This is a genomic window from Acidobacteriota bacterium (genome assembly GCA_034211275.1).
Lineage (GTDB): Bacteria > Acidobacteriota > Thermoanaerobaculia > Multivoradales > JAHZIX01 > JAGQSE01.
Genome location: JAXHTF010000037.1, coordinates 15,821 through 42,196 on the forward strand (window position 1 = coordinate 15,821; position 26,376 = coordinate 42,196).

19 protein-coding genes and 1 pseudogene are annotated in these 26,376 nt (G+C 66.3%); 8 read left to right on the forward strand and 12 right to left on the reverse strand.

All coding sequences use genetic code 11. From position 1 onward, the window contains the following. The first annotated feature begins 233 nt into the window (after positions 1 to 233). On the forward strand, positions 234 to 1,643 hold the full coding sequence (locus tag SX243_08575; GenBank protein MDY7093011.1) for a right-handed parallel beta-helix repeat-containing protein: 1,410 nt from the start codon (positions 234 to 236) through the stop codon (positions 1,641 to 1,643). Between the two features lie 30 nt (positions 1,644 to 1,673). On the opposite strand, the gene SX243_08580 is transcribed toward SX243_08575, so the two are convergent. From SX243_08580 to SX243_08610, 7 genes are all read right to left on the reverse strand, one after another. Then, complete coding sequence (locus SX243_08580) at positions 1,674 to 2,606, reverse strand: cation diffusion facilitator family transporter (GenBank protein MDY7093012.1); 933 nt, start codon at positions 2,604 to 2,606, stop codon at positions 1,674 to 1,676. Further along, positions 2,603 to 5,791, reverse strand: coding sequence for a CusA/CzcA family heavy metal efflux RND transporter (locus tag SX243_08585; protein MDY7093013.1), 3,189 nt, complete (start codon positions 5,789 to 5,791; stop codon positions 2,603 to 2,605). Before SX243_08585 ends, SX243_08580 begins: the two co-directional genes overlap by 4 nt. An 11-nt stretch (positions 5,792 to 5,802) precedes the next feature. Next, positions 5,803 to 7,101, reverse strand: a complete 1,299-nt coding sequence (locus SX243_08590; protein MDY7093014.1) for an efflux RND transporter periplasmic adaptor subunit — start codon at positions 7,099 to 7,101, stop codon at positions 5,803 to 5,805. 204 nt (positions 7,102 to 7,305) lie between these two features. After that, positions 7,306 to 7,611: a hypothetical protein gene (locus SX243_08595; protein ID MDY7093015.1), complete on the reverse strand. Its 306-nt coding sequence runs from the start codon at positions 7,609 to 7,611 to the stop codon at positions 7,306 to 7,308. A gap of 169 nt (positions 7,612 to 7,780) precedes the next feature. Next, positions 7,781 to 8,203, reverse strand: coding sequence for a type II toxin-antitoxin system VapC family toxin (locus SX243_08600; GenBank protein MDY7093016.1), 423 nt, complete (start codon positions 8,201 to 8,203; stop codon positions 7,781 to 7,783). After that, complete coding sequence (locus tag SX243_08605; GenBank protein MDY7093017.1) at positions 8,187 to 8,423, reverse strand: hypothetical protein; 237 nt, start codon at positions 8,421 to 8,423, stop codon at positions 8,187 to 8,189. Before SX243_08605 ends, SX243_08600 begins: the two co-directional genes overlap by 17 nt. 57 nt (positions 8,424 to 8,480) lie before the next feature. Beyond that, the gene (locus tag SX243_08610; GenBank protein MDY7093018.1) at positions 8,481 to 9,452 is read right to left on the reverse strand and encodes a hypothetical protein; all 972 of its coding nucleotides are present in this window, start codon (positions 9,450 to 9,452) and stop codon (positions 8,481 to 8,483) included. A 564-nt stretch (positions 9,453 to 10,016) separates the two neighbouring features. Between SX243_08610 and SX243_08615 the strand changes: the two genes are divergently transcribed. After that, on the forward strand, positions 10,017 to 13,124 hold the full coding sequence (locus SX243_08615) for a carboxypeptidase regulatory-like domain-containing protein (GenBank protein MDY7093019.1): 3,108 nt from the start codon (positions 10,017 to 10,019) through the stop codon (positions 13,122 to 13,124). Positions 13,125 to 13,252: 128 nt separating this feature from the next. On the opposite strand, the gene SX243_08620 is transcribed toward SX243_08615, so the two are convergent. Genes SX243_08620 through SX243_08630 form a run of 3 tightly spaced genes read right to left on the reverse strand, consistent with a single transcriptional unit; the run spans position 13,253 to position 15,526 of the window. Beyond that, positions 13,253 to 14,158 (reverse strand): DUF4198 domain-containing protein, encoded by a 906-nt coding sequence (locus tag SX243_08620; protein ID MDY7093020.1) that lies wholly within the window; start codon positions 14,156 to 14,158, stop codon positions 13,253 to 13,255. Next, positions 14,155 to 14,745 carry a DUF2271 domain-containing protein gene (locus SX243_08625; GenBank protein ID MDY7093021.1) on the reverse strand — a complete coding sequence of 197 codons (591 nt, stop codon included), beginning with the start codon at positions 14,743 to 14,745 and terminating at the stop codon, positions 14,155 to 14,157. Before SX243_08625 ends, SX243_08620 begins: the two co-directional genes overlap by 4 nt. Positions 14,746 to 14,782: 37 nt before the next feature. Next, entirely contained in the window at positions 14,783 to 15,526 is a 744-nt protein-coding gene (locus SX243_08630) for a PepSY-associated TM helix domain-containing protein (GenBank protein MDY7093022.1), read from the reverse strand. A gap of 521 nt (positions 15,527 to 16,047) precedes the next feature. Here SX243_08630 and SX243_08635 point away from each other — a divergent pair. After that, positions 16,048 to 18,891, forward strand: coding sequence for a hypothetical protein (locus SX243_08635; GenBank protein MDY7093023.1), 2,844 nt, complete (start codon positions 16,048 to 16,050; stop codon positions 18,889 to 18,891). 115 nt (positions 18,892 to 19,006) lie between these two features. Here SX243_08635 and SX243_08640 read toward each other — a convergent pair whose 3' ends face one another. Both SX243_08640 and SX243_08645 read right to left on the reverse strand, forming a co-directional pair. Continuing rightward, positions 19,007 to 20,581 carry a tetratricopeptide repeat protein gene (locus SX243_08640; GenBank protein MDY7093024.1) on the reverse strand — a complete coding sequence of 525 codons (1,575 nt, stop codon included), beginning with the start codon at positions 20,579 to 20,581 and terminating at the stop codon, positions 19,007 to 19,009. Positions 20,582 to 20,651: 70 nt separating this feature from the next. Continuing rightward, on the reverse strand, positions 20,652 to 22,286 hold the full coding sequence (locus SX243_08645) for a CRTAC1 family protein (protein MDY7093025.1): 1,635 nt from the start codon (positions 22,284 to 22,286) through the stop codon (positions 20,652 to 20,654). 387 nt (positions 22,287 to 22,673) lie between these two features. Here SX243_08645 and SX243_08650 point away from each other — a divergent pair, with 387 nt between their 5' ends. From SX243_08650 to SX243_08670, 5 genes and pseudogenes are all read left to right on the forward strand, one after another. Next, positions 22,674 to 23,786 carry an NAD(P)-dependent alcohol dehydrogenase gene (locus tag SX243_08650; GenBank protein ID MDY7093026.1) on the forward strand — a complete coding sequence of 371 codons (1,113 nt, stop codon included), beginning with the start codon at positions 22,674 to 22,676 and terminating at the stop codon, positions 23,784 to 23,786. A gap of 38 nt (positions 23,787 to 23,824) precedes the next feature. Further along, a complete protein-coding gene (locus SX243_08655) occupies positions 23,825 to 24,826 on the forward strand; it encodes an AraC family transcriptional regulator ligand-binding domain-containing protein (protein MDY7093027.1) in 1,002 nt (333 codons plus the stop codon). 38 nt (positions 24,827 to 24,864) lie between these two features. Next, a pseudogene (locus SX243_08660) lies at positions 24,865 to 25,101 on the forward strand (aldo/keto reductase). Positions 25,102 to 25,238: 137 nt separating this feature from the next. Beyond that, complete coding sequence (locus SX243_08665; GenBank protein ID MDY7093028.1) at positions 25,239 to 25,940, forward strand: SDR family oxidoreductase; 702 nt, start codon at positions 25,239 to 25,241, stop codon at positions 25,938 to 25,940. Between the two features lie 211 nt (positions 25,941 to 26,151). Next, a partial coding sequence (locus tag SX243_08670; protein ID MDY7093029.1) for a hypothetical protein occupies positions 26,152 to 26,376 on the forward strand: 225 nt, incomplete at its 3' end.

A 26,376-nucleotide genomic window follows, 5' to 3' on the forward strand; every position in this document is an offset into this window, starting at 1 on the left:
GCCCAACCCCAGAAGCTGATCTCAAGAAGCCGAACCTAGCCAGCTCAGCCCAAGAACTCACAGCCTGAGGAGGCCCCAATGGTCCATAGCATCCGCTTTGCGTCGAAGCCCGAGCGCTCTCTTCTATCGGTGTGGGTCTTCATGGCGCTGGCAGCTTGGCTTCCCGCGGCGGTGCAAGCGGAGCCTCTTCCAGCCCTCGATGGCGGTGTCTCCATCCTGGGGGGGCCTACCAGGTGGATCGTCTCGACGACGACGGCACGGCCAGCGACTGTCTGGATGGGGTGCCGGAAGATTGTTCGCTGCGGGGAGCCTTGATTCGGGCGAATTCTGACGGAGTCGCGTCCACCGTGGTTTTGGCGGATGGTATTCACCAGCTCAGCCTTCCCGGGGCGGAGGAGGACTTGGGGCTGACCGGGGATTTGGACATTGTCGAGGCTCAGGATCTGATGCTCTCTGCCAGCCCAGACACCCGGCCGGTGATCCGCCAGCTGGCCACCGACCGCATTCTCGAGGTTCACTCATCTGCGGGAGCCGTTCACCTCGTCGGGCATATGACCTTCGACGGCGGGACGGCGGTGAACAGCGGCGGCCTGGAGTTGGGAGGCTCGCTGTACTTCTTTCGCGCCGACTCCCTGGAGCTCACCGACGTCCACTTTCGGGGCGGCAGTGCGGCGGACTTCGGCGGCTGTCTATATTGGGCGGCCCCCACCACGCCGGGCTCTCTGGACCTCACCGACGTCACCTTCGACGGATGCCAGACGGCGGGGCAGGGGGCTGGGTTCTTCATCCAAAGCGCCGATTCCACCGTGGTTCTCGACCGGATCACGGCGCGCAACGGACAGGCCGGCCTCACCGGCGGCGGCGGTGGGTTTTTCGGCGGCGCGACCACGGTGGTGATCCAGCGCTCGTCCTTCGAGCACAACACCGCCGCCAGTGCCGACACCTCGATGCGCGGCGGCGGGCTCTACCTGGGCAGCGGTTCGTTTTCCATTCACGAGTCCGCCTTTGTGCGCAACACCGTGGGCCAGGCCGGAGTCAATGATGCCTACGGCGGCGGCATCTTCTTGCAGAACAGCTCGCTGTTGTTGCGCAACTCCACCCTCAGTCAGAACCAGTCGGTGGCCACCTTCGACCGTGGCACGGAGCTGGCGGCACAAAATTCCGCCATCGGCTTCGAATTCGTCAGTCTGAAGTCTCGGGAGCCGCTGGTGACCTCCTCGGTGGATCTGGCATTCGACTCCGACCTCGACCTCTTCGCCTCGGTCATCCAAGGCTCCTGCGATCGTCCCGGAACCCTCACCTCCGAAGGCTTCAACGTCGATCGGCCGGTGGGCGGTGCGCCGGATACCGGCTGCAACCTCACCCACCCCGGGGACGTCTCGACCACCCTCGATCTCTTCGCCACCCTAGCCGGCTACGGAGGTCCCACTCCCAGCCATCCCCTGACCACCGACGGCGAGAACACGCTCTTGCTGGTCTCCTCCAGCTCCTGCGCGGATACCGACCAGCGGGGCGCCGAACGGCTGGGTCTCTTCTGCTACAGCGGCGCCTACGAAGCCAACGCCGAAGCGCCGGGGAAGTGGATCTTTTCGGACAATTTCGAGTCCGGGGACAGCACGGCCTGGTCCTCCACCGGTCCCTGACTCTCGACCCCCGCGGTCGTCCTCCACGGTTCATCCGCAGTCGGCCTGGTCGCAGGGGTCTCCTTCCTCGATCTGCACCGTACTGTGCTCGATGCCGAAGCGATTGCGGGCGATGGCGCGGATCTCGTCCAGGATCTCGCCGCGGTCGCGGTCCTCGATGCAGGCGTGCACCGACAGGGACTCGAAGCCCGAGGTGATGGTCCAGATGTGCAGGTCGTGGACGCTCACCACCCCGTCCACCGCTGCCAGGGTCGCCTGCACCTCCTCGGCGTCGAGGTGGCGGGGGGTGGCCTCCATCAGCACGTTGACCGAATCCCGCAGCAGGGTCCAGGAGGACCACACCACCAGTACCGCGATGAGGACCGAGGCGATGGGATCGGCGAGGTTCCAGCCGTAGGCCCAGATCAGGGCGCCGGCGACGATGGCCTGGACGCTGCCCAGGGTGTCCGCCAGCACGTGCAGCCAGGCGCCTCGCAGGTTGAGGGACTCCCCCTGACCGCCGTGGAGAATCTTCAAGCCGGCGAGGTTGACCACCAGGCCGCCGACGGCGATCCACAGCATGGTTTGGCCGTCGACGGGCTGCGGGCTCTGAAAGCGCTCCACCGCTTCCACCACGATGAACACCGCCACCGCCACCAGGGTGATGCCGTTGGCCAGGGCGGCGAGGATCTCCGTGCGGTGGTAGCCGAAGGTGCGGTTGGGCGAGCTGGGGCGGCGGGCGATCCACAGGGCGAAGACGGCAAGGCCCAGAGAAGCAGCGTCGGAGAGCATGTGGCCGGCGTCCGCCAGCAGCGCCAGGGAGCCGGTGAGCAGCCCTCCCACCACCTCCGCCACCATGTACAACAGCACCAGGCCGAGGGTGAAGGCCAGACGGCGCAGATTGCCGCCCCGATCGTCGCCGGCCCCGGCTCCGTGGCCGTGGCTGTGGCCGTGAGAATGTCCGTGATGATGACCGTGGCTCATGGTTCTCGCCTCGCTTTCGGGGCTGGCTCCTGCGGCCCGTCTGCTTCCGGCGGTGCCGCCGGAGCGATCCAAGCATAGACCGTCGGCAGCACCAGGAGGGTGAGCAGGGTGGAGGTGACCAGGCCGCCGATGACCACCGTCGCCAGGGGACGCTGCACCTCGGCTCCGGCGCTGGTGGCCAGAGCCATGGGGACGAAGCCCAAGGAGGCCACCAGGGCGGTCATCAGCACCGGGCGCAGGCGTACCAGCGCGCCTTCTCGTGCTGCTTCCTGGGCCGCCTCCCGAGGGGACCCCTTCCCTTCGCTGCGCTCGACGATATAGGAGACCAGCACCACGCCGTTGAGCACCGCGATGCCGAAGAGGGCGATGAAGCCGACGCCGGCGGAGATGGAGAAGGGGTAGCCGCGCAGCGCCAGGGCGACGATGCCGCCGGTGATGGCCAGGGGCACGTTGAGGTAGATCAGCGCCGCCAGCCGTCCTGAACGGAAGGTGGAGTAGAGGAGGAGGAAGATCAGCGCCAGCGCCAGGGGCACCAGCAGCATCAGCCGGCGGGAGGCGGATTGCAGGTTCTCGAACTGGCCGCCCCACTCGAGACTCCAGCCCGTGGGCAGCTCCACCTCCGCCGCCACCGCCCGCCGGGCTTCGGTGATGAAGGAGCCGAGATCTCGCCCGCGGACGTTGGCCTCGACGCTGATGCGCCGGCTGATGCGCTCGCGGCTGATCTGCGCCGGCCCTTCCTCGATGGTCACCTCGGCGACCTCCTCCAGGGGCACCAGCCGCCGCGGTCCCCCGGGAGTCGCCGGCGGCGCCGCCACCCGCAGGTCGCGGATGCGCTCCAGATCCTCCCGCACCGGGGCGGCGAAGCGGGCCTGCAGACGGAACCGCCGCTGGCCCTCCAGCACCAGACCCGCGGGAGCGCCGCCCACCGCCTCCACCACTTCCAGGATGTCCTCGGCGTGGACCCCGAGGCGCGCCGCCGCTGGCCGGTCGATGCGCACCCGCAGCATGGGCAGGCCGGTGGTCTGCTCGGCCTTGACGTCGGAGGCGCCGGGGATGCCCTGGAGCACTCCAACGACCTCGTCCGCCGCGGTCTTGAGCTCCTCGAGATCGTCGCCGTAGATCTGCACCGCGACGTCCGAGCGCACTCCCGAGAGCAGCTCCGCCACCCGCAGCTCGATGGGTTGAGAAAAGCTGAAGATAGCTCCGGGGATGCGCCGGTTCATGGTCTCCTCGACGGCTTCCACCAACGCTTCCTTGGAGTCGTAGCGCCAGCGGTCCAGGGGATGGAGCATCAAGTAGGTGTCGCTGATCTCCACCCCCATGGGATCGGTGGCGATCTCCGCCCGGCCGGTGCGGGAGACCACGGTGTCGATCTCCTCGGCGAATTCTTCCAGCAGTACCCGTTCCGCCTGGCTGGAGATGCGGTTCGACTCCTCCAGGGAGATGGAGGGCAGCCTCCAGATCTGCATGGCGATGGCTCCCTCGTCCAGTCGCGGGATGAATTCGGCGCCGAGGAAGGGGGTGAGCAGCAGGCTGGCGACGAAGATCGCCAGCGCCGCCCCGACGGTCACCCGGCGGTGTCCCAGGGAGCGGTCCAGCAGCGGCACGTAGAGGCGCCGCGCCCAGCGGAAGAGCAGAGGCTCGCGCTCCGACACCCGGCGCAGGAAGAGGCTCGCCAGCACCGGCATCAGGGTCAGGGCCAGCAGCAGCGAAGCGGCGAGGGCGAAGACCACGGTGAGCGCCATGGGCCGGAACATCTTCCCTTCCACCCCCCGCAGGGCGAGGATGGGCAGATAGACGATGATGATGATGCCGACGGCGAAGACCACCGGCCGGGCCACCTGGTGGGCCGCGCCACGGACCTTCTCCAGATGCGGCGTGGCCAGGTCGTCGCGGCGGTGGTGGAGGCGGCGGACGATGTTCTCGATCATCACCACCGAGCCGTCAACGATGAGCCCGAAGTCGATGGCCCCCAGGCTCATCAGATTCCCCGAGATGCCCAGCCGCTCCATGGCGATGAAGGCGGTGAGCATGGAGAGGGGAATGGCGGAGGCGACGATGAGCCCGCCCCGCAGGCTGCCCAGCAGGAGCAGCAGCGCCAGCACCACCAGCAGCCCGCCCTCGGCGAGGTTCTTGGCCACGGTGTGGATGGTGCGCCGAATCAGCTCCGTGCGGTCGTAGAAGGGATCGATGAAGACGCCCTCGGGAAGGGTGGTGGAGATCTGCTCCATCTTCTCCTTCACCCGGTCCACCACCACCCGGGAGTTTTCTCCCATGAGCATCATGACGATACCTACCACCGCTTCCCCCTCGCCGTCTCGGGTCACCGCTCCCTGGCGGATCATCGGTGCCAGCTCGACGGTGGCGATGTCGTCGACGGTCACCGCCGTTCCCGCCTCGTCGTGGGCCAGGACGATGCGGCGGATGTCCTCCAAGCCCTCCACCAGGCCCTCACCGCGCACCAGATACTGCTCCCCCTGGTGGGCGATGTAGCCGCCGCCGACGGCGCGGTTGCTGGCGCGGACGGCGTCGAGAACGTCTCCCACGGACAGCCCGTAGGCGGTCATGCGCTCGGGGTCGAGGCTTACCTGGAAGGTCTTGAGCAGACCGCCGAAGGAGTTGACCTCGACGATCCCCGGCACCGAGCGCAGCTGGTAGTTGACGGTCCAGTCGAGGAGGGTCCGGAGCTCCATGGGGGTGTAGCAGTCATCGGTGTCGGGAGCCCCTTCGGCACAAGGATTCTCCGCCCGTACCTCGAATTGGTAGATCTCCCCGAGACCGGTGGAGATGGGGCCCATGGTGGGCTCACCGTAGCCTTCGGGGATGGTTTCCCGGGCCTCCGTGAGGCGTTCGGCGACCAGCTGGCGGGCCCAGTAGATGTCCGTGCCCTCGTCGAAGACCACGGTGACCACGGACAGTCCGAATTTGGACACCGAGCGGATCTCGCCGATGCGCGGCAGTCCGGACATGGAGGTCTCCACCGGGAAGGTGATGAAGCGCTCCACCTCCTCCGGGGCCAGCCCGGGGCTGTTGGTGAGCACTTGCACCTGCACGTTGGTGACGTCCGGCACCGCGTCGATGGGGAGTTGCAGCAGGGCGCGGGCGCCGATGCCGGCGACGAGCAACCAGAGGGCGATGACCAGCAGACGGTGATCGAGGGAGAAGTCGATGATGCGTCGAATCATGGCTCCCCCTCTCAGTGGCTGTGGCCGCCGCCCAGGTCTTCCCGGGCGAGCTCGGATTTGAGCACGAAGGTGCCTTCGGTGATCACCGCGTCGCCGGCCTCGAGGCCCGCCAGCACTTCCACCCACTCACCCTGCCGCCGGCCTGTTTGCACCGGCAGAGCCCGGAAGCGGGAGACCTTCCGCGCATCGCCCCGGGAGCCGCTCGTGGTGTCGCCCAGGGGACTGAATACCAGCGTTCGCTCGCCGTCCCGCACCACCGCCGCCGCCGGGACCACCAGCGCCTCCGGAGCCGGTGTTTGGAGGGAGCCGCCATGGGGATCCGTGAGCCGGACCGCGGCGAACATTCCCGGGCGCAGCAGACGCTCCGGGTTGGGGACGTCGATGCGGGCGCGGACGGTGCGGGTATCCGGCGCCACCTCGGCGCCGATGTACACCACCTCGCCGTGAAAATCGCGGTCCGGGAAGGCGTCGACCCGCACCTCCACGGCGTCACCTTCGTGAACCAGCGCCATATCCCGTTCGAAGACGTCGATCCACACCCACACTCGGCTCAGGTCCGCGATGGTGAAGAGGTTCTTCTCCGGCATCACCAGCTCGCCGACGGTGACGTGTTTCTTCACCACCCGGCCGCCGATGGGCGCCCGCACCGACAGCAGGGCGGCGCCGGAGTCACCGGCTTCCAGGGCGGCGATCTGCTCCTCCGTCAGGCCGTAGAGACGCAGGGTCTCCCGGGCTCCCTGGCTCGTCGCCCGGGCCTGCACGAGCTCTGTCTTATGCTCCAGGAGGTCCCGCTGGGAGGTGATGCCGTCCCCGTAGAGAGCCTCCTCCCGGTCGAAGTTCTCCTGCGCCAGATCCGTGCGGCTGCGCGCCGCCAGATAGCGCACCTTGGCCTCCCCCAGCTCGATGGAGTCGATCACCGCCAGCGCCTGACCAGCTCGGACCCGCTCGCCTAAGCGGGCGTTCACCCGCGCCACCCGGCCGGGGATGCGGGGGCTGACGTGGGCCAGCCGGTCCTGCTCATAGTCCACCTCACCGGTGGTCTCGAGCTGCGGGTTGAGGGGGCGCAGCTGCGCCGTGGCGGCTACCAGATCGACGGCGGCGAGCTTCTCCGCCGACAGGGTGAGGACGCCTTCTTCGTGCTCTTCGTGGTCTAGGGGGGCCTCCCCGGAGGAAGCCTGGGAATGCTCAGGATGGGACTCCGGATGGGTCTTCTCCGGGCCGCAACCTGCCAGAGCGAGGCACACGATGGGGCCCAGGACGAGGGGAAGGAAAATCCCGAGAACGGGGCGCGGTAACTGCAATCTCTCCATGGAATGAGCTCTCCAGCCCACGGATCAGCGCCGTCCGGATCCAGAGTGCCGGCTCCAGCGTGCTGGAATCGCACGGGAGGGTTGGATTCGGACGGGCCGTCCGGGGCAATGCGGGTCTAAGAAACTCCGGCCGGCGGACCAGCGGGATCCTGAGATAGGGGCGCAGTCGGCGGGGCCGGGGACGGAACGCGGGCTGTGGAGAGATCAGCTCCGCGGTGGGTGGAAGACCCGGGAGAGATGGGGGTCGGGGGTCAGCTCGAGACCGTGAGTGCGAAATTCGCCAGCGGGGAGGAGCTGCCCCACCCGCGGCTGCCGCACCGCCGCCTGGGAGGCGACGGTGACGTGGCAGGAGCACAAATGGAAGGTGCCGGAGCAGCCGTGCTCGTCACCGTCCGGGGCATGATCCGCTCCCGCCTCGGCGGCGTGAGCCAGATGCCCGGCGGAGACCACGTGCCACAAATTCTCCGCCGTCTCCGCCAGACCTGGGGTGATCCCGCAGATGATGAGCACGACGAAGATCCTGGTCGCGAGCTTGCGCATTCCTTGGACTATAACCCATCCCTCGCTTCGGTCCGGCAGACCGATGCCTCCACCGGCGGTCGGCTACGGCTGCACTGGTCGGGGCTGAGGACGAAGAGGACGAGCTGTAGTCTCGGGAAGAGTCCCCGGCAACCGGTTTTCAAGCCTCGTCCGGAAGATGAAACGAGCACCGGGGCCCGCTGGCACTGGCCAGCCGGCGGTCGAGGGTGGCAAAGGTTAGTTGGAGCACTTCGGCGGCGGCGACGTACCAAGCGTCGTAGCAGGTAAGGTTGTGCCGGAGCTCCCAGATGCGGTTCTCGAAGGGTCGAATGGGAAGCAGCTCGATGGTGAGGTCCTGAAGCTCGCACTGCGCGGATGCTGCTTCCAGCGGCTGGATCTGGTGAGCGGCTTCCAGGCGCCTCAGGATGTTGAGAGTTTCGACTACAGCTAGCTGGGGGGCGGCGAGGAATTTGGCGGCGACAACCTCTTCGCTCCACTGCCCTTCTGCTCCTGAGTCCAGCAGTACGGAAACCAGGACCGAGGCGTCGACGACGTAGCCGTCGCTCTCAGGTTCGGTCCGCATCCCGATGGGCAAGGATCGAGCGGGAATCGAGAGTCTTCGGTGCCAGCTCCTTGCGCTGCTTCACACGGCTAAGCCATTGATCGACGCTAGGGCGGCTAGCCAGGCGCTCGAGCTCTGTTCGCAGATACTCCTGCATCGACTGCCCGGAGCGGGCCGCGCGAGCGGCCAGCTCGTCCCGTACTTCGTCGGCAACGTTGCGGATGGTGATCTGAACGCTCATAAAGTCAATTTACTGCTGATGCCAGCAGAATGCAAGCATCCAGATTCTGCGCAAGGCTCATTCCTCCGGCCCGCCCTTCGACAACCACTCCAGCAGCCGGTCGCGGTTGCGGCTGGCGAGCCAGGCTAGGGCGGGGGTGAGGGCGGTGGCGAGGAGGAAGAGGGTGGCGACGGTGCCGAGACCGGTGTCCAGGACGTCGCGGCTCAGGCGGCTGAAGTCCATCCAATGGCCGCCGCCTTTGGCCTGGCCGTAGACCTCCTGGTGGATCGGGTCGAAGGCCAGCTGCCACGCGAAGCGCAGATTGTAGAGCACCACGAACCACCCGGCGAAGGCGTAGACCGGGCGCTCCAGGATGGAGCGCAGGCCGCGGCCGGTGAGGGCCTGATAGAGGAAGAGGCCGCCCACCACCAGCTCCAGGCCGTGGCCCATGGCGGTGATGATCGCCTCGTCGAGGCCCGTCAGCAGGGCGCCGAGCCACACACCGGTCAGTCCCAGGGCCAGCAGCCGCCAGCGCGGCCAGGGCCAGACCGTTCGCAGCCCCCAGGCCAGCAGCATCCCGACACCGAGCACCACCGCCGGATGGCGCTCGCCGTGGATGGAGACGCCGCCGCCGTAGCGGAAGTCCAGAGCGGGGATGGTGGGGACGCCGAAGATCCAGGCGGTGGCGGTGTGGCCGAGCTCGTGGATCAATACCAGTAAATACGAGAAGACGAAGCGCAGCGGCCCGATCGCGACGAAGAGCAGGGCTACGCCGAAGCCGATGGCCAGGGAGCGGGGGGAGAGGGCGTAGCGCTTCGAGACCCGGGACGCCGCCGGGGGCAGCTCCGGATGGATCTCGGGCCTGGTCTCCGGGCCGGGATCCGGACTGGCATTCGGACTGGCATTCGGACTGGCATTCGTATTGTCTTTCCTATTGGCCGGGGGGCGAGAGGCGTCGGCGCTCCGCATGCGGGCGAAGATCACCCCGCACCGGGGACATTCCGGCATCGGCGCCGGCAGCTCGAAACCACAACGGGGACAGTTGGACATTGCGTCGAGACTATCCGGTGACCTTCTGGATTGGCCAGTAGGAGAGAATTTTTTCTCTCCGGAGGGCCCTCCCCAACCAGCGGATTCCGTGGACCGCGAGAGCTCCTGTCCGCGAGTTTGCTTCTACCATGCTGGTTTAGCGAACACTGCCTCGAGGCTTGAAATCTACGGGGCTCGCTGTCGCTCTACAGCTCCCTCCTTCTGGCCTTTCAGGAGCCTCGGGCACCGCCTTGCCGGTGTTACAATCTCCTCACAGCAGAGAGCTGGCGGGTGCACTAGACTGACTCCCGAAAGAGAAGGAGCTAGACTCCCGCCGACCGGTCAGATCGCGAGAGCTGACCGGCTCGTCCGTGCGAAACACTGGAATTGAACTGGAAGCAGTCTGTCCCTCGGATGGCTTCCGCAATGGGTCACCCAAAGTGCGCTCGACAGGCCTCGCCTTGCGCCGAGACAGTCGAGACGAGGACCGTTGTAAGTCCACGACCAACAGCTATGGCATTGCCGGTGGGACGGCAATGTTCTTGAAAGCTCGCCTTTCACCCACCAATCGATTGGAGAAATTCAATGACTAGAATCCTGCGATGCATGCTTGCGGCCGCCGCCATTCTGCTGCTGGCGGTCCCTGCTTCCGCGCAAACGACCACCGGGTCCATCGTCGGCTTCGTCACGGCTCAGGAAGATGGCTCTGCGCTTCCGGGAGTTCAGGTCGAAGCGGTCCACGAGCCCACCGGCACGCGCTATAACACCGTGACTCGGGCAGACGGTCGCTTCCGTCTTCCCAACGTCCGCATCGGCGGACCCTACAATGTGGAAGCGCGGCTGGACGGGTTCCACCCGCAGGAGGCCACCGACGTCTTCGTGTCTCTGGGTGAGGCCGCCGAGCTGCGCTTCCAGCTGCAGCTGTCTTCGGTCTCCGAGACCATCACCGTCGTGGGTGAGTCCACGGGGTTGATCAACCCCAGCCGCACCGGCGCCGAGTCCAACGTCAGCGTCGAGCTCATCGAGTCGCTGCCGACGGTGGACCGTAGCTTCAACGCCTTCGCCCGCACCAACCCGTTCTTCACCATCGGTTCCGAGAACGAGGATCCGGACGCCATCAGCGTCGCCGGGCGCAGCAGCCGCTACAACAACATCACCATCGACGGCTCGGTGAACAACGACCTCTTCGGTCTCGCCGACACCGGTACCCCCGGTGGCCAGTCGGGTACCACCCCGATCTCCCTGGACGCGATCCAGGAGCTGCAGCTGGTGGTCGCCGCCTTCGATGTGCGCAACGGCGGTTTCTCCGGCGGTGGTGTCAACGCGGTGACCCGCAGCGGCTCGAACCAGTTCGCCGGTTCGGTCTTCTACTACACCCGTGACCAGAGCTTCTTCGGCGACGGCCCGGACTCCCTGGGTGAGTTCGGCGACTTCGAAGAGGATCAGTACGGCTTCCGTCTCGGCGGCCCGCTGGTCGAGGACAAGGTCTTCTTCTTCGTCAACGCCGACATCGAGGATCGGGTCACTCCCTCCGGTTGGTCCATCGACGGTGCCAGCGGTCAGCAGTTCGGCGCCGGCGTCGGCGGCCTGGAGGACGAGGCCAACCGCTTCCGCAACATCCTGATCAACAACTATGGCTTCGATCCGGGGCCGCTGTCGGAGCAGCTGCGCGACGATCCGTCGGACAAGTACTTCCTGCGCTTCGACTTCAACCTCAGCGACGCTCACAACCTGACCGCGCGGCACAACATCGTCGATGCGGCCCGGGACATCAACCGGCCGGGCTCCTTCACCTACGAGTGGCCCACCGAGACCTACGACTTCCAGACCAAGACCAACTCCACGGTGCTGCAGCTCAACAGCGCCTTCGGTCCCAACGTCTTCAACGAGGCGCGGCTCGCCTTCCAGTCCATCGAGGACCGGCGCGCCGGTGCTGACGGCGTGCGCTTCCCGTGGATCGAGGTCGAGGACGTGCAGGGCTTCGAGTTCGAGGCGGGCACCGAGCCCTTCTCGACGGCCAACTCCCTGGACCAGGACATTCTGGAGATCCACAACGATCTGACCTGGCTGAAGGGCAACCACACCTTCACCTTCGGTACCCACAACGAGCTGTTCAGCTTCTCGAACCTGTTCATCCAGAACGCCTTTGGCTCCTACCAGTTCTCCGACCTGGATCAGCTGGAATCTGGCGTCGCCCGCAACTTCGACTACACGGTGATCCCGCCGGGCCAGTCCCGGACCCAGGACTTCGACGTCAATCAGCTGGGCTTCTACTTCGGCGACCAGTGGGCGGTGAAGAGCAACTTCACCCTCAGCTACGGTCTGCGGGTGGACGCGCCGTTCTTCCCGGACTCCCCGGACCGCAACCCGGTGACCGAGCAGCGCTTCGGCTTCCGCACCGACGACATCCCCGACGGCGAGCAGCTGTGGCAGCCCCGCCTGGGCTTCAACTGGGATATCGAGGGCAACGGCGAGTCCCAGCTGCGCGGTGGCGCCGGTATCTTCGCCGGTCGTACTCCCTACGTCTGGATCTCCAACCAGTACGCCCGTACCGGTATCTCCCAGCTCTTCATCGACTGCAACAACCAGCCGTTCAACCCGAATCCCGACACCCAGGACCCCTCCTGTGGTCTCGACAATCCGGGCGGCGGTGAGTTCAACTTCATCTCGCCGGACTTCCAGTATCCCCAGGTGGCGCGTTACAACCTGGCCTACGACCGCCAGCTCCCCTGGTGGAACCTGGTGGCTTCGGCGGAGGTGGTCTACACCGACTCCATCGAGGAGATCGACTATAAGAACGTCGCTCTGACTCAGATCGGTACCACCTTCGACGGCCGGCCGCTCTACGACGACGGCGGCGACGCCTTCCTGATCACCAACACCTCCGAGGGTGAGGCCACCAACTTCGCCGTCAAGCTGGAGCGTCCGTACTCCGGTGGTGTCTGGGGCTACGTCTCCTACGCCTACAACGACTCCGAAGTGGTCAACGAGGGCAGCTCGAGCCGTGCGGTGTCGAACTACCGCTTCAACGAGGCCTTCGACCCCAACAACGCCGGGGTTTCCACCTCCGACTTCGAGGTGGAGCATCGCTTCAACGCCTCGCTGTCCTACCGGTTCAACCGCGACACCCGCTTCCCGACCACCGTGTCCCTGTTCTACAACCACCAGTCCGGACGGCCGTTCTCGTGGATCCAGGGCTCGGACTTCGTGAACTTCGGCTTCGGTGGTAGCTACAACGGTGACGGCACCGATGGCAACGACCTGGCCTGGGTTCCCGCCAACGAGGGCGACGTGGTGATCACCAACGGCACCTGGGAAGAGCTCGACGCCTTCATCAGCGCCAACCCTGTGCTCGACGCGGCCCGCGGTGGCTCGGTGGAGCGCAACTCCGACCTGGCTCCCTGGAGCCACACGCTGGATCTGCACCTGGAGCAGGCGCTGCCCATCGGTCCGGGCAACCTGGCCCTGACCTTCGACCTGATCAACCTGGGTAACCTGCTGGATTCGGATTCCGGTCAGGTGCGCTACGTGAACTTCAACGCCAAGGAGGTGTGGGAGATCGAGGGCTTCACCGATGACGGCACGCCGATCATCTCCCTCGCCAACATCACCCGGGGGCGGGACGATCTCTTCGAGATCCACAACATCAACTCCCGCTGGCGGGCCAAGGTGGGTGTGCGTTACACCTTCTGATCGGTTCGATCCAATCAGCTAATTGAAAAGGGACCGCTTCGGCGGTCCCTTTTCTTTTTGGGCAGCAGGAATCGGCGAAGGACGACTGCTGACGCTGGAGGCAGCCGTCCTTCGGGTTTAGCGCGGGCTCACTGAGGCTGAACCTCGAGGGTGGCGAAGAGGGAGTAGGTCTCGCTGTCGACGCCCTCCGTTCCCCCTGCTCCTTTCGTCTCGGTCTCCGCTTCCAGCAGGTAATAGCCAGCTTCCGGCAGCGTCACCTCGAAGGTGCCCTGGGCATCGGTCTGGGCGCGGACCCGGTTGCGGTCGTTGCGGTGGCGGGTCCCCGCCCGGGTCAGCTGGATCTCGGTGCCCGCCGGCGCCGCCTGGCCGTCCAGGAGCAGGCGGAAACGCAGGCTCTCCCCCGCGAAGAGGTCGTTGGGATGGACGCCGGCGAGCTCCAGGCCCTGGCCGGAGAGCGCCGGCTTCGTTGGGGCGTTGCGGGTCACCCAGGTGACGATGCGGGTGTGAATGCGGCGGGTGGTGATGTCGACGGCGTCGTCCGGAATCTGCTCCGCCACCTGCTCCTTGGAGCCGAAGCCGCGGCCGCCCCGCTGGTCGCCGGGACGGCCCCAGAAAGTGAGCAACATCGGCTCCGAGGCCACCTCGACGGTGTAGGTGCCGTCCTGAGCCAGATCGACGTCGAAGACCGATTTGCGAGCGAAATGCTCGGGCACCGCAGAGGTGTCCACCGATCCGTCGGGCCGGGTGACGGTGGGCACCGCGCGGCTCAGCGGGCTGCGGCTCATGGTCGGGCCGCCGAAGGGGAAATCGGGATGGAAGATGTCGTTGGAAACGCTGAGGTCGAAGGTCACGCCCTGAGCTTCGTCTCCCGACAAGATCGTATGGCTGGGCTCGATCCAACGGCTGTGGGCGAAGGCCGAGGCGGTGAGCAGACAGGCGGCGGCAAGTACCAGGCCGCGGGCGGCCAGGGCCTGCCACGGGCGCCGGCGGGGAGGGGCGGACAACTCTATGGAGAAGAGGTTCGAGGCAATCATGGTGCGGACTCCTTCCGTGAAGCGGGGTTTCGAACTGTGATCGGGCCGAGCTCGCCATCGGCTTCGACCTCCGGGGTGGCGGCGGTGACCGTGCCTTCCTCCGACACCTCGATGGGCAGCTCTAAGTAGGATCGGCCGCCTTCCTCCCGTGACGCCTCGAAACGCACCACGTAGCGTCCAGCGGGCACCGCCGCGCCACGGTCGTCGAGGCCGTTCCAGTCCACCGTGTATTGGTTCGGGCGCCGGGTGGCGCCGCTGAAGCCGTCGACGCCTTTCTGCTCGGCGTCGTGTCCCTCGTAGCGGCCGTAGACCCGCCACCACTGGCGCAGATCTTTGAGCCAGGTGTCTTCCTCATACCAGAGCACCAGATTGCGCACGACGTTGCGTTCCGGTGTCTCGATCCAGACGGCGATGTAGGGGCGGTGGTAAGGGTGCGCTTGGATCTGCGGAATCGTCACCACCAGCTCCAGCGGCGGTGCTTCCACGGCGGGAGAGGCGGCATCGAGGGGGCCCGGTAGGATGGCGGCGATGGTCGCCGCCATCGCCAGGACGGGCAGCCAGCCCCAATGGGCCCTCGAGGGAGTCATTTTGACCATACTTGTCTCGCTTTCGGCTAAAAGACGTTCAGTGGGAGGGAACGAAGAGTAGGTAGACCAAGACGGGGGTGAGCAACCCCCAGAGAGCAGCCCACAGGCCGGGGCGCCGGATGCGCTTGTTCTGGAAGAGGAGAATCATCCCGGTGAGGGCGAAGATCAGCATCAGAACGCCGCTGCCGTCGATGATCCAGCTCCACACGGTGCCGGAGTGCCGCCCCTTGTGCAGATCGTTGAGGATGCCCACGGCGGAACCGTGCTGGCGCTCGACTTCCATCTCGCCGGCCGGCAGGTCGAAGAGCACCGTGGTGTAGCCCGCGGGCACGTCGTAGTTCACCACGACCTCCCCATATTCGACGTCGACGTCGATGGACGCCGGTGCGCCAAGGCCGAGACGGTTCTCCAGGACCTGGGAGAGCTCCCGGGTATCGGGGACCTCGCCGGCGGGCAGGAGGCGGCGTAGCTCCTCGCCCAGCGGCTGCCGATGGACGGTGATGCGCGGGTCGTCGTCGCCGTACCAGCCGTGATTGAGGAAGATGCCGGTGAGACAGAAGAAGGCGAGGAGGCCGAAGAGGGCCGTCGAGGTGTAGACGTGGAGCCAGCGGGAGATGCGGAAGAAGCGAGGGCCGAAGCGCGGCTTCTTCCTCCGCGGCTGCTTGCCGGACTCGGTGATGGTAGGGATCACCACGGGGATCCTCGGCGCGGCAGCGGTGTCCGGTTCACGGTCTTCGAGTCCGGAAGCTGCAGGTGCTGCAGCGGCGGTTTCAGTCTTCATCGTCTCCGTAGCCTTCCGGGGGCGGATCGTTGGTCAGCGGTTTGGGCTCTTGGCGGTCGTTTTGGCTTCTCGGCAGGTGGGAACGGCGTCCCTGGGCGACCAGCGAAGGTTGCCGGAAATCCAGAGCGTGCACCTTGACTTAGATCAAGCGGGAGGAGATTCCCCCTCCCGATTCGGAGTCTTCCCGCCCTGGCAGTGGTGGGGGCTGCCGCTGCTCGAGTTGTCCGTGGGGTGGCTGTTGTGGACTTGGCGCGTCGCCGAGAACTGTGGATGAGGACCGAGTGAAGTTGGGGGAAGATGTCAAGCGTTGACAAGGTCTGGGGGGACCTCTATGCTCGTGTTATTCCTTCATATTCTTTAGAGAGAATTTTTTGTGTGCGATATGCAAATCTTTCCAAGTCCTACTGGACGCCTGGAAAGAGCTGATGAGGATCTGGATATACGAGACGAACTAGGGGAAAATTATGTCTTATAATAAAAAGCTCCGAAGGCTCCTTCTCGCTCTCCTCCTTAGTCTGCTGATGGCGCCCCAGAGCGCTCTCGCGCAAGGAGAAACGGGCAACGTCTGCGTCCGCGACTATCGCGGCGGGGCGGTTTGTACCGCCAACGATGTACGAATCGAAGCTCTGACCGTGGTCTCGGTGGTCGAGGATTGCGTCAGCGGGGTTCCGGGGGAGACGGAGGTGGTCTTCGAGACCCTGGTTTCCTCCGATGGCTCGCCGGATCGCTATGACATCGGCCTCTTCCTGGCCCTCGACGGCGGGAGCGCCCGGGATGGCGACAATTGCTACCACGATTTCCTCGAGCCGCCCCTGACCACCACCCCGACCTACGGGGATGCCAACTCGGATACCGTTCCGGACATCACCGGCGGTCCGTGGTGGGACGACGACGGCGATTCCTGCGGCGATATCGAGTCCAGCACTCAGGTCTTCAAGACCCTGCCACCGCTGCGCTTCGCCTGCATCGATTCCGATGGCGACGGTAGTGCCGACGTCTCGGTGTGCACCAGCTGGGACAACAACTCCGGCAGTACCTGTACGACCGTGGTGGATGCCTTTCCGGGAACCAACTCCAAGTGCAGCTGCACGGACCCGGACGATCCCGTAGAGCTGGGTATTCCGCCGGCGCCGGAGATCACCGTGGTGAAGGCTCCCGCCACCCAATCGGTGCCGCTGGGCGGAACTGCATCCTTCACCTTCACCGTCACCAGTCAGACCACGGTCACCAACGTGGTAGTGAGCGACAACCCATCCTGCGACACCCTCGTCGGCCCCATGGGCGACACCAACAACGACTCGATCCTCACCCCCGACGAGACCTGGATCTACACCTGCGACATCAACAATGTGATGGCGGGTTTCATGGATACGGTGACCGCCGCCGGTGACGGCCCGCTGGGGCCGGTGATGGATACGGATACGGCCACCGTGACGGTGGCGGAAGAACCGGCCATCGGTCTCGCCAAGCGCGTGACCTCCTTCTCCGACGCCGGTGGTGGCCTCTTCGACATCGGTATCGAGATGGTGGTGGAGAACCTTGGGAACGTGGCGCTGTCCAACGTGCAGGTGACGGACGATCTGGACGCGACCTTCCCGGCACCGGTGACTTACAGCATTCAGGCCGGTCCTACGGCCAGCGGCACGTTGACGGGCAACGGCGGTTTCGACGGTAGTGCGGATCAGAATCTGCTCAACGCCGGTGCTTCGACCCTCGCCGTGGGCGCCAGCGGAACCATTGCCTTCACCGTACGGATCAACCCCAACGGTGCTCCGGGACCGTTTTCCAACACCGCCACCGCCAGCGGCGAGAGCCCCGGCGGCGCGACCCCCACGGATGTCTCCGACGATGGAACCGATCCGGACCCGGATGGCGACGGCACCGCCGACGAGCCGGGAGAGAACGACCCCACGCCCATCGACATCACCGAAGATCCCATCATCGGTGTCGCCAAGGAGCTGACCTCCATCACCGATGTGGGAGGCGGTCTCTTCGACGTGGCGTTCTCCTTCGTGGTGGAGAACCTGGGGAACGTGGCGCTGTCCAACGTGCAGGTGACGGACGACCTGGACGCGACCTTCCCGGCGCCGGTGACCTACAGCATCCAGGTGGCCCCGGCGGCTACTGGCACGCTGACGGCCAACGCCGGTTTCAACGGCAGCGGGGATCAGAACCTGCTCAACGCCGGTGCCTCGACCCTGGCCATCGGCGCCAGTGCCACCATCACGGTGACGGTGCGCATCGACCCCAACGGGGCTTCGGGACCGTTCCAGAACACCGCAACGGCGAGCGGCGACAGCCCCGGCGGCGCGACCCCAACGGACGTCTCCGACGACGGCACGGACCCGGATCCCAACGGGGACGGCGATCCCGGCGGCGCGGATGAGGACGATCCGACGACGGTGACCATCACGGAGAATCCGGTGATCGGCGTCGCCAAGGTGGTGACGTCGGTGACGGACGCCGGCGGTGGCCTCTTCGACGTGGCGTTCTCCTTCGTGGTGGAGAACCTGGGCAACGTGGATCTCTCCAATGTGCAGGTGACGGACGACCTGGACACCACCTTCCCGGCGCCGGTGACCTACAGCATTCAGGTGGCCCCGGCGGCTACCGGTACGCTGACGGCCAATGCCGGTTTCAACGGCAGCGGCGACCCGAACCTGCTCAACGCGGGAGCTTCGACGCTGGCGGTGGGAGCTTCGGCGACCATCACGGTGACGGTGCGCATCGACCCCAACGGGGCCACCGGACCGTTCTTCAACCAGGCGACGGCGAGCGGCGAGAGCCCCGGCGGCACGCCGACCCAGGACGTCTCCGACGACGGTACGGACCCGGATCCGGGAGGCAACGGTGATCCCAGCGATCCCGGTGAGGACGATCCCACCTCGGTGGACATCCCGGTGGTGGGTTCCCCGGCTCTCGAATTGATCAAGACGGGCCTGTTCAACGACGAGAACGGCGACGGTGTGGCCCAGGTGGGCGAGACCATTACCTACTTCTTCGAAGTGACGAACATCGGGACGGTGGATCTCTCCAACGTCACCGTCAGCGACCCGCTGGTGACGCCCATCAACTGCCCCGGCGGGCAGCCCATCGCCACCCTGTCGGTGAGCGAGACGGTGGTCTGTGATGGGACCTACGTTCTCGAACAGGCGGACATCGACGCCGGCGAAGTGGTCAACGTCGCCACCGCCGACGGGATGACTCCTACCGGCGGGCAGGTCACCGATACCGATACCGTGACCCTGCCGCTGCCGCTCGTTGCCATCCCGACCCTGTCGCCGATGGGCCTGGCCGCTTTGGTGCTGCTGCTGGTGGGCGGGGGGCTAGTGGTGCTGCGCCGTTCGGCACACCGCCTCGGCTGATCCGCCGGCGGATTCCGACGCTTCTGCAAGGGGCGGAGCTCGCTGCGTGCGGGCTTCGCCCTTTGTCTTTCTACTGGCTTTATCGAGGCTGCGGGGATTGCAAGGTCCGTCGATCTCAAGGAGCCCTGCGCTCCGGCGCGAGGAACGGCCGTTCTTCCCGATACTCCGTCAGTAGGCGCCGGAAGAGCTCTCGGGCCGGGTCCGCCGTTTCGCTGGGAAGGGCCGCCAGCAGGAGGTGCTCGCCCTCGGCCCGCAGCAGGGTCGGGCGCCGGGGCTCGAGGGATCGCTGCAGGGCGGCCTCGGCGCCGGCGGGATCCCCAGTTTCGGAACGGAGGACCCCGAGCAGGGCCCAGGCCTCGCCGTAGGAAGGCTCTAGCTCCACCGCCTTCTGCGCTGCCTTCAATGCGTTCTCTCGGTCGCCGTGCTGGCGGAGCACACCGGAAAGACCGAAGTGCACTCGGGGATTTTCCGGCTCGAGGCGCAGAGCCTCCAGGTAGGCGGCGGCGGCCCGTTCCAGATCGCCCACCTCCTGGAACGCGGCTCCCAGGTCCAGGAACGCCGGGGCCGGCCAGTCCCCGGCCTCCAGCGAGCGAACGAAGGAGGACTGAGCCAGCTCCCGCTCGCCGGTCAAGACCTGGGTCACGCCGAGATAAAAGTGGGGCCCCGAGCCCTGGGGGTCAGTGGCGAGGGCCTGCCGGACGGCGGCCTCGGCGGCCACCGCCTGGCCGCCCTGGAGGTAGAGGTCCGCCAGCTCCAGAGCCACGGCGGCATTGTCCGGGGCTAGATCGAGAGCCTGCCGGTAGGCGTCGATGGCCGCCGTCCGGTCGTCCCGCTGCAGATGGATGTGGGCCAAGTCCAGATAGGCCTGGACCGGCGGCGTGCCCTGGCGCCGGGCGCGTTCGAAGGCGTCGAGCTGATCCTGCAGGGTGGAGAGGTGCTGATGAAGATCGAGGAGGGCGGCACCGTCTTGCCGGTGTCCCAGAGCGTTCAAAACCTGACCGTAGCCGAGCAGCGTCGGCAGATGCCGTGGGTCGTCCGCCAGCGCCCGGGAGAAGGCCCGGGCGGATTCCTGGAGGTCGCCCCGGCGCCGATGGAGAAGGGCCAGCTCGGCGTAGGCGGCGGCGTCCTGCGCCTCGTCGGCGGCCTGCTGCAGGAAGGGGAGGGCTTCGTCGGTGCGGCCGAGGGCGGAGAGGTTGCGTCCCAGACCCGAGGTGCACAGGGCATCGTCGGGGAGGTCCCCTAGACAGGCCTCATATTGCAGCACCGCCTCGTCCAGGCGCCCGAGGCGGGTGTAGGCGGTGGCCAGGGCGCGGTGGCTTTCCCCGTGGTCGGGGAAGCGTTCCAGCTCCTCCTCGAAGGCAGCGGTGGCCCCCTCGTAGTCTTCCAGGGAAGCGCGGAAGACGCCCAGGTTGTAGTGCAGGCGGGGGCGGTTCGGATCGCGTTCGATCTCCTGCCGAAGACGCTCCAACCCTTCCTCGAAACGACCCTGGCGGTGCAGCTCGGCGGTCTCCCGCAGCAGTTCCCGGGTGGCGGCGTCGAGGGCGGGCCGGTTCGAAGAAGCCGGATCCGCCGCAGGCCGGGCCGAGTCTTCCGTCGTAGAGTCCGTGACTTTCGGCCCAGGGTCCGAGCAGCCGCTGAGCATCGTGGCGGGAGCGAGGGCCAGGACGACGACGACGAAGGCTTGCTTCATCGGGTCGAGTGCTTCATGGAGTGTCCTGGTCTTCATGGAGTGTCCTGGTCTTCATGGGGTGTCCTGGTCTTCATGGGGTTTCTTGGCGGATGGCCTGGATCCCATTGTCTCCCAGCTCGGTGCCGTCCAGACGCTGAATCTCGCCTTCGGGCCAGCGGATCTCCAGGCTTTCGATGGCGGTCCTGTCACCCAATCCAAAGTGGACCCGCAGGTCCCCCTGGGAGAGATAACTCGAGCCGCTACGACTTTCCTCCACCAGCCGCCGGCCATCGGCGGTGGTGAGGGTGACCTTGGCGCCGATGGCGTCGCGGCCTCCATGGCGGCTCTCCAAGGCCAGGATCAGCCCCGGCTTCCGGTCGCCGATGCGGTTCTCCAGCAGCACTGCCGGCTGGCCGCAGTGGGTGATCAATAGATCGAGATCGCCGTCGTTGTCCACATCCCCGGCGGCGGAGCCGCGGCCCACCCACCGGCGCTGGAAGTGGCTGCCGGCGCCGGGCCCGGCGGGGGAGAACCGCCCGCTGCCGTCGTTGACGAAGAGCTGATCCCGCTGGCCGTAGGAGAGGCTGGGCTTCTGCTCGGCGATATTGTCCAGGATGTGGCCGTTGGCGACGAAGAGGTCGAGATCGCTGTCGTTGTCGACGTCGAAGAAATTGCTGCCGAAGCCCACCTTGCGCAGCGACGGCGCGGCGAGGGCAGCCTGGGCGGTGGCGTCGAGGAAGAAACCGCCGCCTTGGTTGCGGTAGAGGGTGTTGGTCTCGAAGTCCAGATGGGCGGTGAAGAGATCGAAGCGGCCGTCGCCGTCGACGTCCCCGGCATCCACCCCCATGCCCGCCTCGGTGACCCCTTGATCGTTGAAGGCGGTGCCGGAGGCGACGCCCACCTCGCGAAACCGCAGCGTGCCGGGGCTGCTCTCGTTGGCGTAGAGGAAGTTGCGGGTCGAGTCGTTGCTGACGTAGATGTCGGCGTCGCCATCGTCGTCGAAATCCGTCCACACCACCCCAAGGCCCTTGGCGCTGGCGGCGTCCTGCGGGCCGAGGGCGGCGGTGGCGTCCTCGAAGCTCGGCGGGCCCTGGCAGCGGTTGCGGTAGAGCCGGTCCGGAACCCCGCGGTAGACGTCGGGGTGACAGTAGACGTGGAGGCCGTTCTCCTCGCAGCGCCGGTGGTTCTCCAGCGTGGCGTCCACATAGTTGACCACGTAGAGGTCCAGGCAGCCATCGCCGTCGGCGTCGGCGAAGGCGCAGCTCGCTCCCCACTGCGGATTGTCGATGCCGGCGGCCGCGGTGACGTCCACCAATCGCCGGCCGCCGTCGTTGCGGTACAGCCGGTCGGTGCTGTAGTGGGGGCCGTAGTGGGTGACATAGACGTCGGTGAAGCCGTCGTTGTCGACGTCACCGAAGCACACCCCCATGCCGTAGCCTCTTCCGAAATCTGCGTTCTCCCCGGCCACCTCGTCGGTGACGTCGTCGAAGGCCAGCCCGCCGGTCTCCTCATCCGGACCCCGATTGCGGTAGATCCGATCCGGCCCCGGAGGCGTTCCCTCGAAGCCCGGCAGCGGCGCCCCCTGGACCAGGTAGAGATCGAGCCAGCCGTCGCCGTCGAGATCGAAGAAGCCACCTCCGGACCCCATGGTCTCCACCATGTACCGCTCCCCGCTGCCACCGTGGGAGTGCACGAAGTCGATGCCGGCAGCCGCGGTGACGTCCACCAGCCATTCGCCGGTGCTCTCGGTTCCCGCTGACGCAACCTGCGCAGCCTCAGCCCTCTCGGTAGTCGGCTCGGTGGGCGGGTCCTGATGGGATGGTACCTCCTGCGCGCAGCCTGCCAGGCACAACCAGCATGCGACGAGGACCAAGCCCCGCCAGTGACCAACCAAAGAGAGCATGGGCGGATTTGATCACAGGGGAGGGACGGGCGGCCAGACTCGCCGGCGGTGTCCACCCCGCGGCCGGTCTCGGCTGGCGCACGAGGTTTTGGCCGGTCGCTGGCGCATTCTTCGGGCCCTTGACGCCTTTTGTTACTAGCTTGGCGTACTTTGCTAATGACGGCCTCTTTGGGAGACCCTATTCTGAAGATCAACCTGAGGAGGAAATCTATGACCGATACAGCCCAGAATACCGAGACCACCACCGCTTCGGGAGCCAAGAGCTTTGAGGCCCGCGCCTACGCCGCGGCCAGCGCCGAATCGCCCATGGCTCCGGCGAGCATCCCCCGCCGGACTCCGGGGCCGACGGACGTGCAGATGGAAATTCTCTTCTGCGGTGTCTGCCACTCCGATCTGCACCAGGTGCGGGACGAGTGGCAGAACGCCATGCCCACCGTCTACCCCTGCGTGCCGGGCCACGAGATCGTCGGCCGGGTGGTGGCGGTGGGCGAGGACGTGACGAAGTTCAAGGCCGGCGACGTGGCGGCGGTGGGCTGCATGGTGGATTCCTGCCGCACCTGCGAGGCCTGCCAGGACGGTGAGGAGCAATTCTGCTCCGGCCCCTCCACCTTCACCTACAACTCTCCCGATCCCCACCTGGAAGGGGTCACCTACGGTGGCTACTCCGAGAGCGTGGTGGTCGACCAGGACTTCGTGCTGCGGGTGCCGGAGGGCTTGGACCTGGCGGGGGTGGCGCCGCTGCTCTGCGCCGGCATCACCACCTACTCGCCGCTGCGCCATTGGGGCGTCGGCGAGGGCCAGAAGGTCGGCGTCGTGGGCCTCGGCGGTCTCGGTCACATGGCGGTGAAGTTTGCTCACGCCTTCGGTGCCCGGGTAGTGGTCTTCACCACTTCCCCGAGCAAGAAGGAGGACGCCTTGCGGCTCGGTGCCGACGAGGTGGTGATCTCCAAGAACGAGGAGGAGATGGCTCAGCACCAGGGGAGCTTCGACTTCATCCTCAACACCGTCTCCGCGGAGCACGACCTCAACCCCTATCTGGCGCAGCTCAAGCGCAACGGCACCCTGACCATGGTGGGCGCTCCGGAGACGCCGCTGCCGGTGAGCGTGTTCAGCGTCATCTTCGGCCGCCGCCGTCTCGCCGGCTCCCTCATCGGCGGTATCGCCGAGACTCAGGAGATGCTCGACTTCTGCGGCGAGCACGGCATCACCGCCGACATCGAGCTGATCCCTATGACGAAGATCAACGAGGCTTTCGACCGGCTGCTGAAGAGCGACGTCAAGTACCGCTTCGTCATCGACATGGCCAGCCTGCAGTCGGCCTGAGGCGAAAAGCCCTCTCCAGGACGAACTAGCAACCCATCATGGTCACTCGCTTTCGCATCGCCACCTCCCTCCGCCGCAAGCTGGAGGAGCTGGGGGTGTCGACGGCGAAGGTCTTGTGCCATGCCGGTCTGCCGCCGAGGCTCTTCGAGCAGGAGAAGGTCATGGTCTCCACCGAGGAGCTCTTTGCTTTCTACCGCGGGCTGGAGAGCGCCAGCCCGCGCCCTTCCATCGGTTTGGAGATCGGAACCGAGGAGCGCCTGGAGCGCTACAACCCCATCGCCATCGCCGCCGTCTCCGCCCGCTCCTTCCGCGACGCGCTGACGCGACTCTCCCGCTTCAAGCAGCTGACCTGCCCGGAGGAAATTCAGCTGACGGAGAGCGGCGACGAGGCGCGGGTGGAGTTCCTCTGGCTGCTGGCGGAGGAGACGGAGCCGCCGGTGCTGGTGGATCTCTGCTTCGCCTGGGTTGCCGGTATCGCTCGCCGAGGCACCGGCGGGGTTGTTCAGCCCCGGCGTATCGAGCTGCGGGATGGAGCCCGGGAACGGGAGATCTACGAGCAGCATTTCGGTTGCTCCGTGCGCCTCGGCAGCGGCACCAACACCATCGTCTTCGACCAGGCCGATCTGGATCGCCCGTTTCTCACCCACAACGCCGACCTGCTGGCGATCTTGGTGCCCCAGCTGGAGGCGGAGCTGGAGCAGGCCCTGGCCTCCCGGGCCGTCGGCGATCAGGTCAAGGGCATGGTCAAACAGCAGCTGGCGGGCCGCCGCCCGGTCATCGCCGAGGTCGCCCGGGAGCTCCACATAAGCCCGCGCACCCTCCAGCGCCGGCTGGCGGAGGAGGGGAGCTCGTTCCAGGAGTTGCTCCAGGAAGCCCGGCGGGAGCTCGCCCGCCACTATCTGCTGGAGACCTCCCTGGAGCTCAACGAAACCGCCTACCTGCTGGGGTACGAGGACGCCCATTCCTTCTTTCGCGCCTTCCACTCCTGGGAGGGCAGCCCTCCCGGTGAATGGCGGGCGCGCCATGCGCCGGCGGGCTGATGGGCCTTGGAAAAGACTTTCGAACGAGGAGGCAGACGATGAAGCATCGACAACTCGGTCGCAATGGCTTGGAAGTTTCGGCTCTCGGCCTCGGCTGCATGGGCTTGAGCTTTGCCTATGGCAAGACCCCCGACAAGGCGGATGGCCTTCGCCTGCTCCGGGCCGCCGTCGACCGCGGCGTGACCTTCTTCGACACCGCCGAGGTCTACGGTCCCTTCACCAACGAGGAGTTGGTGGGGGAGGCTTTAGCGCCGTATCGGGACCAGGTGGAGATTCACGGGGACCGCTACCCGGAGGACCTGCAGAAGCGGGTGGGAAAGTAGTTCCTAGCGAGCCCCAGCATCGAGCTCAATCCACAAGCCCAGAGAGCAAGCCCAGACACCAAGATCAGCACAGCAAGGAGTTGGAAGATATGGAATTTCAAGCAGCCAAGGCACTCATCACCGGCGGCAGCGAAGGCATTGGCAAGGCCATCGCCGCGGCGTTCAAGAACGAAGGAGCCGACGTAGTCATCACCGGCCGGCGGGGGGACGTGCTCGAGGCGGCGGCGGAAGAGATCGGGGTCGGTTGGAGCGTCGGGGACGTGGGTAAGGAAGACGACGCCGTGCGCACCGTTCGGGAGTTCGTCGACCAGCACGGACGCCTCGACATCCTGGTCAACAACGCCGGCTTCGGCGTCTTCGCGCCGCTGGTGGAGATGGAGCTGTCGGACCTGGAAGCGGTCTACCGCACCAACGTCTTCGGCGCTTTCCTGATGGCGCGGGAAGCGGCCAAGGTCTTCGTTCGCCAGGAGTCGGGGAATCTGATCAACATCTCCTCGACCTCCGGCCTCAAAGGCGGCCGCGGCAGCACCGCCTATTCCTCATCCAAATTCGCTCTCCGCGGCATGACGGAATGCTGGCGCGACGAGCTCCGCCGGCACAATGTGCGGGTGATGTTGGTCAACCCCAGCGAGGTGCTCACGGACTTCGGTTCCAAGGCCGGCTATCAGCAGGAGGCCTCCCCCAAGAAGCTCCGCCCCCAAGAAATCGCCGACGCCATCGTCGGGGCGCTGAAGGTCGACGACCGGGGGTTCATCCCGGAGTTCTCGGTGTTTGCTACGAATCCGTTCTAGCGTGCGACCGGCGCCGGGGCGGTGGTGAAGATTCTGGACCTTCTTTGCAGAGAGTCCAGCGCTTTCGTACCCTTTTGCTTATCGATTCATTCTGCGGGCTCTAGGGCTCTAGGGCTCTAGGGCTCTAGGGCTTTCAGGCTCGAACACGCCCCTCGATCCGAGCCACGGTTTGGCGTGGTGTCGGGAGAATCAACGAGCTCAAGGAGGCATCATGAAGCGGCTTCTACCATTGGTGTTCTTGATCCTGGCGGCGGGAGTCGTCTACGGGCAAGAGAGTCAGAGTCCTGAGGCGATGCCGGAACCGCCGTGTTCCGACGCTTGGTACGAAAAGGTCGACGAGATCGTGCAGTCCGGAGATGGACAGGGGCACGGCCCGGATCTCGGATCGGCGGAGTGGATGTCGACCATCGAATTCAAGCTCGGGATTCGAGGTGAG